General features: G+C 71.6%; 12 protein-coding genes and 1 pseudogene. 12 read left to right on the top strand and 1 reads right to left on the bottom strand.

The window, feature by feature from the left end; all coding sequences use genetic code 11:
• The first annotated feature begins 132 nt into the window (after positions 1-132).
• From ACFY2Z_RS21180 to ACFY2Z_RS21170, 3 genes and pseudogenes are all read left to right on the top strand, one after another.
• A complete protein-coding gene (locus ACFY2Z_RS21180; protein WP_390745651.1) occupies positions 133-666 on the top strand; it encodes a PadR family transcriptional regulator in 534 nt (177 codons plus the stop codon).
• The gene (locus ACFY2Z_RS21175; protein WP_390745650.1) at positions 663-1,349 is read left to right on the top strand and encodes an ABC transporter ATP-binding protein; all 687 of its coding nucleotides are present in this window, start codon (positions 663-665) and stop codon (positions 1,347-1,349) included. The genes ACFY2Z_RS21180 and ACFY2Z_RS21175 overlap by 4 nt, the downstream gene beginning before the upstream one ends.
• A pseudogene (locus ACFY2Z_RS21170) lies at positions 1,346-2,691 on the top strand (ABC transporter permease). The gene ACFY2Z_RS21175 and the pseudogene ACFY2Z_RS21170 overlap by 4 nt, the downstream one beginning before the upstream one ends.
• A 311-nt stretch (positions 2,692-3,002) precedes the next feature.
• Here the strand turns inward: ACFY2Z_RS21170 and ACFY2Z_RS21165 are convergent.
• On the bottom strand, positions 3,003-3,539 hold the full coding sequence (locus tag ACFY2Z_RS21165) for an HNH endonuclease (RefSeq protein WP_390745649.1): 537 nt from the start codon (positions 3,537-3,539) through the stop codon (positions 3,003-3,005).
• Positions 3,540-3,847: 308 nt separating this feature from the next.
• Between ACFY2Z_RS21165 and ACFY2Z_RS21160 the strand changes: the two genes are divergently transcribed.
• The 9 genes from ACFY2Z_RS21160 to ACFY2Z_RS21120 all read left to right on the top strand — a co-directional run bounded on the left by ACFY2Z_RS21160 (position 3,848) and on the right by ACFY2Z_RS21120 (position 14,627).
• The gene (locus ACFY2Z_RS21160; RefSeq protein ID WP_390745648.1) at positions 3,848-4,942 is read left to right on the top strand and encodes a mechanosensitive ion channel family protein; all 1,095 of its coding nucleotides are present in this window, start codon (positions 3,848-3,850) and stop codon (positions 4,940-4,942) included.
• Positions 4,943-5,208: 266 nt separating this feature from the next.
• Complete coding sequence (locus ACFY2Z_RS21155; protein ID WP_390745647.1) at positions 5,209-6,420, top strand: ROK family protein; 1,212 nt, start codon at positions 5,209-5,211, stop codon at positions 6,418-6,420.
• A gap of 73 nt (positions 6,421-6,493) precedes the next feature.
• Positions 6,494-7,825, top strand: coding sequence for an ABC transporter substrate-binding protein (locus ACFY2Z_RS21150; protein WP_390745646.1), 1,332 nt, complete (start codon positions 6,494-6,496; stop codon positions 7,823-7,825).
• A 2-nt stretch (positions 7,826-7,827) separates the two neighbouring features.
• Positions 7,828-8,769, top strand: coding sequence for a carbohydrate ABC transporter permease (locus ACFY2Z_RS21145; RefSeq protein ID WP_390745645.1), 942 nt, complete (start codon positions 7,828-7,830; stop codon positions 8,767-8,769).
• 2 nt (positions 8,770-8,771) lie between these two features.
• Positions 8,772-9,665 carry a carbohydrate ABC transporter permease gene (locus ACFY2Z_RS21140; RefSeq protein ID WP_390745644.1) on the top strand — a complete coding sequence of 298 codons (894 nt, stop codon included), beginning with the start codon at positions 8,772-8,774 and terminating at the stop codon, positions 9,663-9,665.
• A 4-nt stretch (positions 9,666-9,669) separates the two neighbouring features.
• Positions 9,670-10,935, top strand: a complete 1,266-nt coding sequence (locus ACFY2Z_RS21135) for a 6-phospho-beta-glucosidase (RefSeq protein ID WP_390745643.1) — start codon at positions 9,670-9,672, stop codon at positions 10,933-10,935.
• The gene (locus ACFY2Z_RS21130; protein WP_390745642.1) at positions 10,926-11,972 is read left to right on the top strand and encodes an N-acetylglucosamine kinase; all 1,047 of its coding nucleotides are present in this window, start codon (positions 10,926-10,928) and stop codon (positions 11,970-11,972) included. Before ACFY2Z_RS21135 ends, ACFY2Z_RS21130 begins: the two co-directional genes overlap by 10 nt.
• 226 nt (positions 11,973-12,198) lie before the next feature.
• Positions 12,199-13,608, top strand: a complete 1,410-nt coding sequence (locus ACFY2Z_RS21125; RefSeq protein WP_390745641.1) for a hypothetical protein — start codon at positions 12,199-12,201, stop codon at positions 13,606-13,608.
• A gap of 14 nt (positions 13,609-13,622) precedes the next feature.
• Entirely contained in the window at positions 13,623-14,627 is a 1,005-nt protein-coding gene (locus ACFY2Z_RS21120; protein ID WP_390745640.1) for a glutamate ABC transporter substrate-binding protein, read from the top strand.
• Positions 14,628-14,670: the final 43 nt, after the last annotated feature.

Here is a 14,670-nt window from a genome sequence, read left to right as displayed (position 1 = left end):
CGTACGAGGACGGACATCGTGCGTTTCGTCACAGACCGTACCCGCTTGTCCGGGGTCGGCGCACGCTCCTTCGCCCGAAATTTCGCGGCTCACTATTCACTCAGTACATGTAGTGAGTACATACTGATCTTCATGAGCACCCGTCACCTCCTGCTGGGGCTGCTCGTCGCGGGGCCGAGCCATGGCTACGACCTCAAGCGGCGGCACGACGAGCGGTTCCCGCAGGCGCGGCCGCTGGCGTACGGGCAGGTCTACACGACATTGCAGCGCCTGGTCCGCGACGGCCTGGCCGAGGTCGAGGGAACCGGTTCCGACGGTGGCCCGGAACGCACGCTGTACCGCTCCACCGACGCCGGCGCGCGCGAACTGGCCCGCTGGGCCGGGGAGATCACTCCTCCAGCGCCGTTCGTCTCGAACGAGATCTTCGCCAAGGTCGTCGTGGCGATCCTCGCGTCGGCGGACCCGGCCGCCTACCTCACGGCGCAGCGCGACGCGCACAAGGCGCGGATGCGGGAGCTGACCGCGGTGAAGACCGCGCCGGGCGCCGATCTCGCGACCGTGCTCTCGGCGGACTACGCCCTCAACCACCTCGACGCCGACCTCCGCTGGATGACCACCACGGCGGCCCGGCTCACCACCCTGACCGCGGAGGTCGACACCGTATGACGCCACCCCTCCTGACCGGCCGTCACCTGCACAAGGCGCACGGCCCCACCCCGGCCCTGCGCGGCGCCTCCGTCGAACTGCACGCGGGCGAGATCCTCGCCGTGACCGGGACCAGCGGCAGCGGCAAGTCCACCCTGTTGCACTGCCTCGCGGGGATCGTCCGCCCGGACTCGGGCACGGTCGAGTACGCGGGAGAACGCCTGAACGAGCTCCCGGAGACCCGGCTGAGCGAGCTGCGGCGCACGGAGTTCGGGGTGGTCTTCCAGTTCGGGCAGCTGATCCCCGAGCTGACCGCCGTCGACAATGTGGCGCTGCCGCTGCTGATCGCGGGCGCGGCGCGCCGCGAGGCGCGGGAGCGGGCCGGCGACTGGCTGGAGCGGTTCGGCGTGCTCGGGCAGCGGGATCTGCGGCCCGGCGAGATGAGCGGGGGGCAGGCGCAGTGCGTGGCCCTCGCGCGGGCCCTGGTGACCGGGCCGAAGGTGGTGTTCGCGGACGAGCCCACCGGCGCCCTGGACTCCCTGGCCTCGGAGCAGGTGATGACCGCGCTCGCGCACACGGCCCGGGCGTCGGACACGGCGGTGCTGCTGATCACCCACGACGCCCAGGTGGCGGCGTACGCGGACCGTGAGGCGACCCTGCGGGACGGTGTCGTCGGGGCCGGGGCCACGGAGGCGGCGCGATGAGCGGTGAACTGCGTCTGGCCTGGCTGCTGACCCGCGGCTCGGACCGGCGGGAGGGGTGGCGGGTGCTGCTGACCGCGGTGGGCGCCGGGCTCGCCACGGGGCTGGGGCTGGCCGCCGCCGCGGTGGCCTCGCTGCGGGGACAGTACGACATCGCCCTGGGGAACGGACTGCTGAACGATCCGGGCGAGCGCGGGGGCGTGGTCCTCACCCTGCTCCTGCTGCTCGTGCCCGTGCTGGGCTTCCTCGCGCAGTGCGCCCGGATCGGCGCCGTGCACCGTGACCGGCGGCTGGCCCGGCTGCGGCTGGCCGGTGCCGCGCCCGGCCAGGTGCGGCGGATCGCCGCGCTGGAGGCGGGCCTCGCGTGTCTGGGGGCTCGGTCCTCGCCACGGTCGTCGCCGTGCCGCTCCTGCTGCGGCTGTGGCCGGCCGCACCGGCCCTGCTGTGGGTGGTGTGCGCCCTGCTCACCGCGGCCGTGCCGGTGCTGGGCGCGCTGGTGGGCGTGGTGGCGCTGCGGCGGGTGGTCGCGGAGCCGCTGGGCCGAGTGCGCCGGGTGCGCCCGCGCGCCGGCCGGGGCCCCGGACCACTGCTCCCGCTGGCGGCGTCGGGTCTCCTGGTAGCCGGGATCCTCGTGGCGCCGTCCTCCTTCGGCGGCTTCGACACGGCCCCGGCGCTGGTGCTGTCCGTGGTGATCGGTACCGGGGCGTGTGCCGTCTGGCTCAGCGGGGTCACCTCCCGGCGCATCGGCCGGCGGCTCGCGGAACGCACCGGCGACCCGGCGGTGCTGATCGCGGCCGAACGGCTGCGCGACGAGCCCTGGACCGCCGCCCGCACCCATGCGGCCGTCCTGCTGGTGACGGTCGTCGGGACCGGGTTCATGGGCGTACGGCAGGTGCTGCTGGAGACCCTGCACGAGCGCGGCGCGCGGTCACTGGCCATGGACGTCTCCTTCTACGTCACCGGCCTCGACCTGACCGGGGCCACGCTGGGGCTCGCCCTGGTGATCACGCTCTGCGGCCTGGCCGTGGGCACGGCCGAGTCGCTGGCCACCCGGCGCCGGGGGCTCGCCGCGCAGGCCGCCGCCGGTGTCCCGGCCCCCGTACTGACCCGGGCGCTGCTCCTGGAGACCGCCCTGCCCCTCGCGCCCTCGGTGGCCCTGGCGGGCCTCGGGGGCATGGGCATCGCCGTCTGGTACGCGCTCCTGGCCGACACGGCCGGGACGTCGCTGCCGCTGGTCCCGCTGCTGGTGCCGGTCGTGGTGTACGCGGCCTGCCTGCTGGCGGCGGCCACGTCCCTGCCGCTGCTGCGCCGCTCCCTCAGCCCGTCCGAGCTGCGGCACGCCTGACGCCCGCGTCGGGCCGGGGCGCGCCGGACGCCCGCGCGGGGCCGCACCTCACCGGACGCCCGCACCGGACCGGGCACACCACACGTCCGGTCCCGGGAGCGCAGGGGACTCCCGGGGCCGGAGCAGGGGTGCGGGGCGGCCGGCGAGGTACGGCCGGCCGCCGGTGGCCCCGGGGCGGTCGGCTGAGCCGCCTGCACCCCAACAGGCAACGTTCACACCGCCGCGACGCCCGGCGCGCCGGACGCCGCTGCTGCACGGGCAGACGTTGCCTGCCGGGGCACTCGCCCCGGAGAACGCAGAAGCCCGGACCGTCAGGCGGAAATGCCGTCGATCCGGGCCAAGGCGTCGTCCGCGCCGTACGGCTGCAGATAGGGCAGCCAGCGCGGGTCCCTATGCCCGGTACCGATGATGCGCCAGGCCAGGCCGGTGGGTGGAGCTGGCTTGTGACGGAGCCGCCAGCCGATCTCGAAGAGGTGCCGGTCGGCCTTGACATGGTTGCAGCGGCGACAGGACGCCACCACGTTGTCCCAGACGTGCTGACCACCGCGGCTGCGCGGAATGACGTGGTCGACGCTGGTTGCGACGCCACCGCAGTACATGCACCGGCCCCCGTCGCGTGCGAAGAGCGCGCGCCGGGTGAGAGGAACGGGCCCCCGGTAGGGAACCCGCACGAATCGCTTGAGCCGGACCACGCTGGGTGCGGGGACAGTAACGGTTGCGCTGTGCATGAAGGCGCCGGACTCCTCGAGGCTTACGGCCTTGTTCTCGAGGACGAGGACGAGCGCGCGGCGGAGCGGTACGACGCCGAGTGGCTCGTACGACGCGTTGAGGACCAGGACGTGCGGCACGGATGCCTCCTTGTACGCCGGCGGCGCGTGGCTCGCGCCGGGACGATCTGCAGTCAGTCTCCCCTCATGCCTGGTGGAAGCGCCACCATGTCCCGGTAACGGGCTGGGAGTGTTTTCGACCACACCGGAAGCATCCCCCATTGCGCGCCCCCTTACTTCCCCAGTGAGCACTGTCTCTCCTCGGCACATCGGCCGGATCCCCACACGATGCACCGTTAGTGTGGTGCTCCTGCCCTCCGGTGACCTTTCCGTGACCTAGGCCACGGAGACCGGAGGCGGACGCTGTATTGCACCTGGAGGTCCCTGTCGTGTCCTTGCCCGCTCTATCGACTGCCGGCGCCACGCCGTCCCCGTCGCCCTCGCAGACGACGGCACCGGCGGTGCCCACGTTCCAGGACGCCCAGCAGAGCGCGACGAACGCCGCGAGCTGGGTCGAGCAGAACTGGTCCACGTGGCTCGCGATCGGTCTCAGGGTCGTGCTGATCCTGGTGATCGCGGCGGTGCTGAGAGTGATGGTGCGGCGCGCGATAACCAAGCTGATCGACCGCATGAGCCGGACCGCCCAGGCGGTGGACGGCACGGCGCTGGGCGGTCTGCTGGTGAACGCGGAGCGCCGCAGGCAGCGCTCGCAGGCGATCGGCTCGGTACTGCGCTCGGTGGCGTCGTTCCTCATCATGGGCACGGCGGCGCTGATGGTGCTGGCGTCCTTCCAGATCAATCTGGCGCCGCTGCTCGCCTCCGCCGGTGTCGCGGGTGTGGCGATCGGTTTCGGCGCGCGCAACCTGGTGACGGACTTTCTGTCCGGCGTGTTCATGATCCTGGAGGATCAGTACGGCGTGGGCGACGTCATCGACGCGGGTGTGGCCTCCGGAGAGGTGATCGAGGTCGGTCTGCGGGTGACGAAGCTGCGCGGCGACAGCGGCGAGATCTGGTACGTCCGCAACGGCGAGGTCAAGCGCATCGGCAACCTCTCCCAGGGCTGGGCGACGGCCGGGGTGGACGTGACCGTCCGTGCGAGCGAGAACCTGGACCGGGTGAAGGCGGCCCTCGACCAGGTGGCCGAGCGGATGAGCAAGGACGAGCCCTGGAACGAGCTGCTGTGGGGCCCGATCGAGGTGCTCGGCCTGGACAGCGTGCTGCTGGACTCGATGGTGATCCGGCTCAGCGCGAAGACGATGCCGGGCAAGGCGCTGACGGTGGAGCGCGAGCTGCGCTGGCGCGTCAAGCGGGCCTTCGACGAGGCGGACATCCGCATCGTGGGCGGCGCCACGGCCACGGTGGACGAGGTGGTGACACCCGACCCGACGGCCACGGCGGCGGCCCCGTCGGTGTATGCGAACACCGCCTCGCCCCAGTCGGAGGCGGCGACCCCGATCCCGCCGGTCCGGCCGCCGGCGAAGTAGCGGTCGTACGTACGTCAGGAGGCGGCTCCCGGACACTCCGGGAGCCGCCTCCTGACGCGTTCAGGTAACGACTTGATTGCCGCCCGTGGCGGTATTGACGCCCCCACGACACCGGGCCTACTTTCCTCTCACCAATTGGAAACTTTCCTAACAGTGATCTACGAAGGACCTCCCGGCCAGGGACGGGCCCCGGCGACGATCACCCGGTGGACTTCCCGACGGCCCCGCTGAGAAGCTGGTCCGTTGAAAGGCAGGTGGCGACACACATGGCAGGATCCGCCGGTACGCCGGGCACCCCGCGTGTGCTGCGCGCCATGAACGACCGCGCCGCCCTCGACCTGCTCCTGGAGCACGGCCCGCTCAGCCGCACCCGGATCGGCAAGCTCACCGGCCTGTCGAAGCCCACCGCCTCCCAGCTCCTCGCCCGTCTCGAAGCCGCCGGGCTGGTCCTGATGACCGGCACCAGCGAGGGCCGACCCGGCCCCAACGCCCAGCTGTACGTGGTGAATCCGGCCGCCGCCCATGTCGCCGGCCTCGACGTCACCCCCGAGCGCCTCCTCGCCGCCGTCGCCGACGTGACCGGCAGAACGGTCGGCGAGTTCGAACTGCCCACCCCCGGCCGCCGACCGGCGCAGCCCGTCGTCCAGCAGGTCACCGACGCCCTCGGCGGCGCCGTGAAGGCCGCCGGGCTCACCGTCGCCGACGTCCACCGGGTCGTCATCGGCACCCCCGGCGCCTTCGACCCCACCACCGGCCGCCTCCGCTACGCCTCCCACCTGCCCGGCTGGCACTCCCCCTCGCTGCTCGACGAACTCGCCGCCGCCCTGCCGATGCCCGTCGAGTACGAGAACGACGTCAACCTCGTCGCGCTCGCCGAGCAGCGGCTGGGCGCGGCCCGGGGCCACGGCGACTTCGTCCTGCTGTGGAACGAGGGCGGTCTCGGCGCCGCCCTCGTGCTCGGCGGACGGCTGCACCGCGGCTGGACCGGCGGCGCCGGCGAGGTCGGCTTTCTGCCGGTGCCCGGCGCACCCCTGGTCCGCCAGGTGACCCGGGCGGGCAGCGGCGGCTACCAGGAACTGGCCGGCTCCCAGGCGCTGCCCGGGCTGGCCCGCGAACTCGGTATCGAGGACGTGCCCACCGGGCCGCACACCGAGGTCGCCGCCACCCTCGTCGCCCTGGGCGCCGACCATGCCTCGGGCCCCCACCGGCGCCTGCTCCGGACGTACGCGACCCGACTCGCCACGGGTCTCGCCGCGCTCGTCTCCGTGCTCGACCCCGAACTCGTGGTCCTCAGCGGCACCTCGCTCACCGCGGGCGGCGAGCCGCTGCGGGCCCTGCTCCAGGCCGAACTGGAGGAGCTGGCCGCGTCCCGGCCGCGCCTCGTCGTCGGCGACGTACGCCAACACCCCGTGCTGCGCGGCGCGCTGGAGAGCGCCCTCGCGACCACCCGCGACGAGGTCTTCGACACCTCGCGCTGAGCAACCGCACCTCACCCGGCCCCGACACCCGCCCCGGTCGCCTCACATCCGCCCGCCCCAGGGAGATCCTGTCATGCCCGAAGTGATCCGAAAGACGGCTTTTGCCCTGACCGCATCCGTCGCCCTGCTCACCACCGCCTGCACCGGCCAGTCCTCCTCCGGCGCGAACGACGACGCGTCCAAGGAGACCACCATCAACTTCTGGCACGCCTGGAGCGCACCCTCCGAGACCAAGGCCGTGAACGCGCTGGTCTCGGGGTTCGAGAAGGCGCATCCCAACATCCGTGTCAACGTCGTCGCCAACATGACCGACGACAAGATCAACCAGGCGCTGCGCTCCGGCGGCGACAAGGCACCCGACGTCATCTCCTCCTTCACCACGAACAACGTGGGCAAGTTCTGCTCGTCCGGGGCCCTGGTCGACCTGAACCCGTTCTTCAAGAAGTCGGGCATCGACCCGGCCACGACCTTCCCGAAGCCGATGAACGAGTACACCCGGTTCGACGGCAACCGCTGCACGGTGCCGCTGCTGGGCGACGCCTACGGGCTCTACTACAACAAGACCGCCTTCAAGAAGGCGGGCATCGCCGGGGCGCCCAAGACCTGGTCCGAGTTCGAGACCGACGCGAAGAAGCTCACGATCCCCGAGGGCGACGGCTACAAGCAGCTGGGGTTCATGCCGGACTACCACGGCTGGGAGACCACCACCGAGCACTACTTCGCGCAGTTCTCCCCGACGTACTTCGACGCGCAGGGCAAGTCGAACCTCGCCAAGGACCAGGCGTTCACCCAGGGCTTCACCCTTCAGAAGAAGCTCGTGGACGAACTGGGTGGCTTCCAGAAGCTGGAGAAGTACCGCTCCGAGCTCGGTGACGAGTGGGGCCCGAAGCACCCCTTCCACACGGGCCAGGTCGCCATGCAGCTCGACGGCGAGTGGCGCCTCGGCATGGCCCTGGACGCGGGGGCGAAGTTCGACATAGGGGTCGCCCCGCTGCCCGTGCCCGACGACCAGGCGTCCCAGTACGGCAAGGGCTACATCACCGGCACCATCGCCGGCATCGCCGCCACCAGCAAGAGGCAGAACGCGGCCTGGGAACTGGTGAAGTACATGACCACGGACACGGACGCGGTGGTCGGCTTCGCCAACGACATCCACAACGTGCCCTCCACGCTGGCCGCGCTGAAGTCCCCCAAGCTGAAGTACGACCCGCGCTTCAAGACGTTCCTGGACATCGCGGCCAACCCCGACTCCACGACGACGCCCGCCTCCGTCAACGGCGGCCAGTACCTCGTGACCATCCAGCAGTTCGGCTACGACTACGAGAGCGGCAAGGCCAAGGACCTCAAGGCCGGCCTGGCGAGCACGGCCCGGCAGATCGACACGGACATCGCGCAGGCGAAGTGACGATGACCGCCCTCACCCTCGCGTCCAAACGCCGCCGGGCGGCCCTGCGCACGGCTGCCTTCATGTCGCCCTGGCTGATCGGCTTCGCGGTCTTCTTCGCGTATCCGCTGATCTCGACGGTCTACTTCTCCTTCATGCACTACGACGGCTTCCGGCCGCCGACCTGGAGCGGGACGAAGAACTGGGCGTACGTCTTCCGGGACTACCCCCTGTTCTGGCCGGCGCTGCGCAACACCCTGTGGCTCGTGGTCGTCGCGGTCAGTCTGCGGGTCGTCTTCGGACTCGGCGTGGGCCTGCTCATCACCAAGATCAAGACCGCTACGGGTGTCTTCCGCACCCTCTTCTACCTGCCCTACCTCGCCCCGCCCGTGGCCGCCACCATGGCCTTCGCCTTTCTGCTGAACCCCGGTACCGGACCGGTCAACTCGATCCTCGACAAGATCGGCATCCCGGCGCCGGGCTGGTTCAACGACCCCGCCTGGTCCAAGCCCGCCCTCACCCTGCTCGCCCTGTGGGGCGTCGGCGACCTGATGGTCATCTTCATGGCCGCGCTGCTGGACGTGCCGAAGGAGCAGTACGAGGCGGCCGAGCTGGACGGCGCGTCGGCGTGGCAGCGCTTCCGCTGGGTCACCCTGCCGAACATCTCCCCCATCGTGATGTTCGCCGTGGTCACCGGCGTGATCCAGACCATGCAGTACTACACGCAGCCGCTGATCGCGGGGAAGGTCGCCTCGGGCGTCATCCAGGGCGCCGGCACCCAGTTCGAGCCGGGCTACCCCGACAAGTCCACGCTCACCCTGCCCCAGCTCGTCTACAACCTCGGCTTCCAGCGCTTCGACTACGGCTCCGCCTGTGTGGTCGCGCTCGTGCTCTTCGCCCTGTCGATGGTGTTCACCGCGTTCCTGATGCGGCGCCGGGGCGGCCTCAACCTGGCAGGTGACTGACCATGACCCAAGTACTCGACCGGCCCGCGGAGTTGAGGCGGGCCGCTTCGCCCGCCGCGCGCACCGCCCGCCGCAAGGCGCTGCTGGAGTGGATCGCGGTCCACTCCCTCGGCGTGGCCACCGCCCTCTTCTTCACCCTGCCTTTCGTGTTCGTGTTCCTGACCTCGTTGATGAGCGACAGCCAGGCACTCAGCCGCGATCTGATCCCGCACACCTGGGAGTGGGGCAACTACAAGAAGGTCTTCGACACGCCCGGCTTCCTCACCTGGTGGAAGAACACCCTGATCTACGCGGGCCTGGGCACCGTCCTGACCGTCGTGTCGTCGATCCCGGTCGCCTACGCCCTGGCCAAGTTCCGCTTCCGGGGCCGCAATCTGTCCCTGATGCTGGTGATCTCGATGATGATGCTGCCACCACAGGTGATCATCATCCCGATGTATCTGTTCTGGGCCAAGCAGCTGGACCTGTCCGGCACGCTGTGGCCGCTGATCATCCCGATGGCGTTCGGCGACGCGTTCTCCGTCTTCCTGCTGCGCCAGTTCCTGATGACCGTCCCGAACGAGTACCTGGACGCGGCGAAGGTGGACGGCTGCGGCGACCTGCGGACCCTGCTGAGGGTCGTCCTGCCCATGGCACGGCCGGGCATCGCCGCCGTCGCGCTCTTCCAGTTCTTCTACGCCTGGAACGACTACTTCGGACCGCAGATCTACGCCTCGGAGAACCCGGCCGCGTGGACGCTCAGTTACGGCCTGGAGTCGTTCAAGGGGGCGCACCACACCGACTGGAACCTCACCATGGCCGCCACCGTGCTGGTCATGGCCCCTGTGATCCTCGTGTTCTTCTTCGCCCAGAAGGCGTTCGTCGAGGGTGTCACGCTCACCGGAGTGAAGGGCTAGAACATTGAAGCTCACCGTGGTCGGCGGAGGCTCGACCTACACACCCGAACTCGTCGACGGATTCGCACGACTGAGGGACACCCTCCCCGTGGAGGAGCTGGTCCTCGTCGACCCGGCCCCCGACCGCGTGGAGCTGGTGGGCGGGCTGGCCCGGCGCATCTTCGCCCGGCAGGGGCATCCGGGGCGCGTCGTCACGACCGACGACCTGGACCGGGCGGTCGAGGGCGCCGACGCCGTGCTGCTCCAGCTGCGCGTCGGCGGCCAGGCCGCGCGGCAGCAGGACGAGACCTGGCCGCTGGAGTGCGGCTGCGTCGGCCAGGAGACGACCGGCGCGGGCGGCCTCGCCAAGGCGCTGCGCACGGTGCCGGTGGTCCTCGACATCGCCGACCGCGTCCGCCGTGCCAACCCCGGTGCCTGGATCGTCGACTTCACCAACCCGGTGGGCATCGTCACCCGTGCCCTCCTCCAGGAGGGCCACCGAGCGGTCGGGCTGTGCAACGTGGCGATCGGCTTCCAGCGGAGGTTCGCCGCGCTGCTCGGTGTCACGCCCGCCGATGTCCATCTCGACCATGTGGGGCTCAACCACCTCACCTGGGAGACAGGTGTGCGTCTCGGCGGCCCCGAGGGCGACAACGTGCTGCCCAAGCTGCTCGCCGAGCACGGGGACTCGATCGCCGACGATCTGCACCTGCCGCGCTCCCTCGTCGACCGCCTGGGCGTGGTCCCCTCGTACTACCTGCGCTACTACTACGCGCACGACGAGGTCGTACAGGAGCTGCGCGGCAAGCCGTCCCGGGCCGCGGAGGTCGCCGCCATGGAGCGGGAGCTGCTGGGGATGTACGCGGACCCCGCGCTCGACGAGAAGCCGGCGCTGCTGGCCAAGCGGGGCGGCGCCTACTACTCGGAGGCGGCCGTGGACCTCGCCGCGTCCCTGCTGGCGGGCGGGGGTTCGCCGTACCAGGTGGTGAACACGTACAACACCGGCACGCTGCCCTTCCTGCCGGACGACGCGGTGATCGAGGTGCAGGCCGCCGTCGGGCCGCACGGACCGGCCCCCCTGCCGGTGCCCGAGGTGGACCCGCTGTACGCGGGGCTGATGGCGAACGTGGCCGCGTACGAGGAACTGGCACTGGAGGCCGCCCTGCGCGGCGGGCGCGACCGCGTCTTCCGGGCGCTGCTCGCCCACCCCCTCATCGGCCAGTACGCCTACGCCGACGCCCTCACCGACCAGCTGATCGCGCACAACCGGGAGCACCTCGCGTGGGCCTGACCGCAAGCGTCCTCGCCATCGACGCGGGCAACAGCAAGACCGACGTGGCCGTCGTGGCCGCGGACGGCCGGGTGCTCGGCACCGCGCGGGGCGGGGGGTTCCGGCCGCCGGCCGTGGGTGTGGAGACGGCCGTGAACGCCCTGGCCGACGCGGTGGCACGGGCCTTCGCCGCGGCCCGGGCCGACTCGGCCGGCCATGTCTCGGCCTGTCTCGCCAACGCGGACCTCCCGGTGGAGGAGGAGCAGTTGGCGGCGGCGCTGCACGCGCGGGGGTGGGGCAGAACCGTCGAGGTGCGCAACGACACCTTCGCCGTCCTGCGGGCCGGTGTCGCCGAGCCCCGGGGGGTGGCGGTCGTGTGCGGCGCGGGCATCAACTGCGCGGGCATGCGTCCTGACGGGCGCACCGCCCGCTTCCCCGCGCTCGGCCGCATATCCGGCGACTGGGGCGGCGGCTGGGGCCTGGCGGAGGAGGCCCTGTGGTGGGCGGCACGCGCGGAGGACGGCCGGGGCGGACCCACGGCCCTGGCCCGCACCCTGCCCGCGCACTTCGGACTCGGCTCCATGTACACGCTCATCGAGGCGCTCCATCTGGAGCACATCACGCACGAACGGCGCCATGAGCTGACGCCGGTGCTGTTCGCCACGGCCGGTGAGGGCGATCCGGTGGCCCGCGCGATCGTCGACCGGCTCGCGGAGGAGGTGGTCGCGATGGCCACGGTCGCGCTGACCCGGCTGGACCTGCTCGACGAGGAGGCCCCGGTGCTGCTCGGCGGCAGCATCCTGGCCGCCCGCCATCCCCAACTGGACGACCGGATCAGGGAGCTGCTGGCGGCCCGGGCGCCCAAGGCGGACCCCCGGGTGGTCACGGCCCGCCCGGTGCTGGGTGCCGCACTGCTCGGCCTGGACCACGTGGGGGCGCCGCCCGAGACGCATGCGCGCGTGCGGGCGTACTACGAAGAGAGGGCAGAGGCGCCAGAGGAGGCAGAAGGCGCAGAGGGGGCGCATGGAGCGTACGACGAACGCGGGGCGGGCGCCTGACCGGCCCAGGGAACCGAACGCCCGCGCATCGCGTGTTCCTGGGAGGGGGTGGTCCGGCCGGCCCCGGCGAGCCCGGCGTTCCGCACAAACACTGCGATCCGGAAACAAGATCGTATAAAGGCCTGTTCGGATGCGGGTTCCGGCGGCGATACTTGCCGCCGTGCACCCGTGCCCGTACTCGCGCCCCGGGCGGAGGTGACCGACGGATGACCATGGGGGAGGTCAAGTGACACATCCGCAGCAGGTCGGCGCGCCACCGGTGAGGCCCGCGACGCCACCCGTCACACCGGCCGCGGCGCCGTTGCCCGCACCGCGCCGCGCGGCCTTCGCCGAGGGCGTGGACCGGCTGCGGGCCGCCGCCACCACCGAGCCCGGCCGGCTACGGGTCATCGGCGCCGTGCTCGCCGTGCTCGTCGTCGCCTTCGGGGCCGTCACCGCCTGGCAGATGACGGACCGCTCGAACGCCGCGGACGACGTGCTGCACAGCAGCCAGCCGCTCAGTGCCTCCGCCGCCGACATCTACCGCTCCCTCGCGGACGCCAACACCACTGCCTCCAGCGGCTTCCTGTCGGGCGGCCAGGAGCCGGCCGCGACCACCCGGCGGTACGAGAAGGACGTCGAGACCGCCGCCGCCGGGCTCGTCACGGCGGCCGCCGGCACCGAGCCCGGCTCCCCCGCCGCGGACACCATCGCCAAGCTCAACAAGCTGCTCCCGCAGTACAAGGGGCTCATCGAGCGGGCCCGTGCCAACAACCGGCAGGGCTTCCCGGTCGGCGGCGCCTATCTGCGGGCCGCCAACGACGTGATGCAGCAGCAGATGCTGCCGACCGCACAGGACCTGTACACCAAGGAGAACCAGCGGCTGCGTTCCGACTACGCGGACGCGACCCCCTACCCCTGGTTCGCGATCGTCCTCGGTGCGCTCGCGCTGGCCGCCCTCGGCTGGGCCCAGCGCCGCCACTTCCTGCGCACGAACCGGGTGCTGAACCAGGGCCTGGTCGCCTCCACCGCCGCCGCCGCGATCGTGCTGCTGTGGCTGGTGGCCGGCCACAGCGTCGCCCGCGCCCGGCTCGACTCCTCCTACGAACACGGTGTCCGCTCGCTGACCGTGCTGCACGACGCGCGGATCGCCTCCCTGAACGCGCGCGGCAACGAGAACCTGACGCTGGTCAGCCGTGGCGCCGAGACGAAACAACTGCCGGACGGCAAGGTCGAGGACGCCTACGACTACGCCTTCCAGCAGGACATGAAGACGCTGTCCGCCACGCTCACCGAGGCCGGGTCTCTCGCCGACGACCAGGCGGGCGGGGCGCCCGTGACGGCTGCCACCGGCAATATGAAGGTCTGGCAGCAGCGGCACGCACAGGCGCGGTCCGCCGACGACGACGGCAATTACCAGGCGGCCCTGAACAAGATCATCGGCTCGAAGGCGGACCAGCCGACCGGCGAGTGCTTCGACAGCGTGGACGCGAACCTGGCGAAGGCGCTGGATCATGAGAAGAGCGAGTTCGAGCGGGCGGCGGGCGGCGGCCGGGGCGCGATGACCGGACTCCCGCTGGGCGCCGCGGTTCTCGCCGTGCTGGGCGCGGCGGGCGCGGTGCTGGGCATCGGGCGCAGGCTTTCGGAGTACCGGTGAGAGGGGGAGCGGCGATGGCCGTACGCCGCCTGAGGGCGAGCCTGAGGGGTTGGGGCGGGGTGGGCGCGATGGTCGTCGCCTGCGCCCTCGCCCTGGCGTTCGCGCTGTCGCTGCCACTCGCCCACGCGAGCCGGGACGGCTCCACGGGCACCGGCGGCCCGGGCCTCGCCGAGGCCACCCAGGCCAAGGCGGACGACTGCGGCGGCCACCCCGAGCGGATGAGCCTGCCGCCGTCCGGCGACGACACGGGCCCCACGGTCCAGGACATCAAGCGGCGCGGCTATCTGTCCGTGGGCGTCGACCAGAACAGCTACCGCTGGGGCTACCGCGACCCCAACACCCGCGGCAGCGACCTGGAGGGCTTCGACATCGATCTCGCCCACGAGATCGCACGCCAGATCCTCGGCAGCCCGAACGCCGTCCGCTTCCACGCCATTCCCACCAACCAGCGCATCCCCGCCATCCAGAGCAAGCAGGTGGACATGGTGGTGCGCACCATGACGATCACCTGTGACCGGATGGACGAAGTCCGCTTCTCCGACCCGTACTTCGTCACCGGCCAGCAGGTCCTGGCGCCGAAGACCTCCGGCATCACCGGCTACGACAAGTCCCTCGCGGGCAAGCGGATCTGCTCCGCCTCGGGCTCCACGGCCGGCACCAGGCTGACCGAGGACAGGAAGTCCGGTCGGCTGCCCGCGTCCACCGACATCTCCACCACGGTCCCCAACCAGCTCGACTGCCTGGTCAAACTCCAACTGGGCGAGGTCGACGCGGTCGTCACCGACGGCGCGCTGGCCGCGAGCCAGGCCGCCCAGGACCCGACCGTGGAACTCAAGGGGAAGCCCTTCACGACCGAGTACTACGGAGTGGCGATGAACAAGGAGGCCAAGGACCTGGTGCAGCGGGTCAACCAGGTGCTCGTGGGCTACCTCACGAACGGCTGGCAGGCCTCGTACACCAAGTGGCTGTCCGCGACGCTGGGTCCCGACGCGGCGGCCTCCCGGCCGCCGTCCTCCTGACCGACGACCCGACCGACCTGGTACCACTGGACAGTTGACCCGG

This window comes from Streptomyces sp. NPDC001222, from assembly GCF_042896945.1.
GTDB classification, from domain to species: domain Bacteria; phylum Actinomycetota; class Actinomycetes; order Streptomycetales; family Streptomycetaceae; genus Streptomyces; species Streptomyces gibsoniae.
The sequence above is the reverse complement of the archived record's forward strand: the minus strand, read 5'-3'. Positions and strand labels throughout refer to the sequence as shown.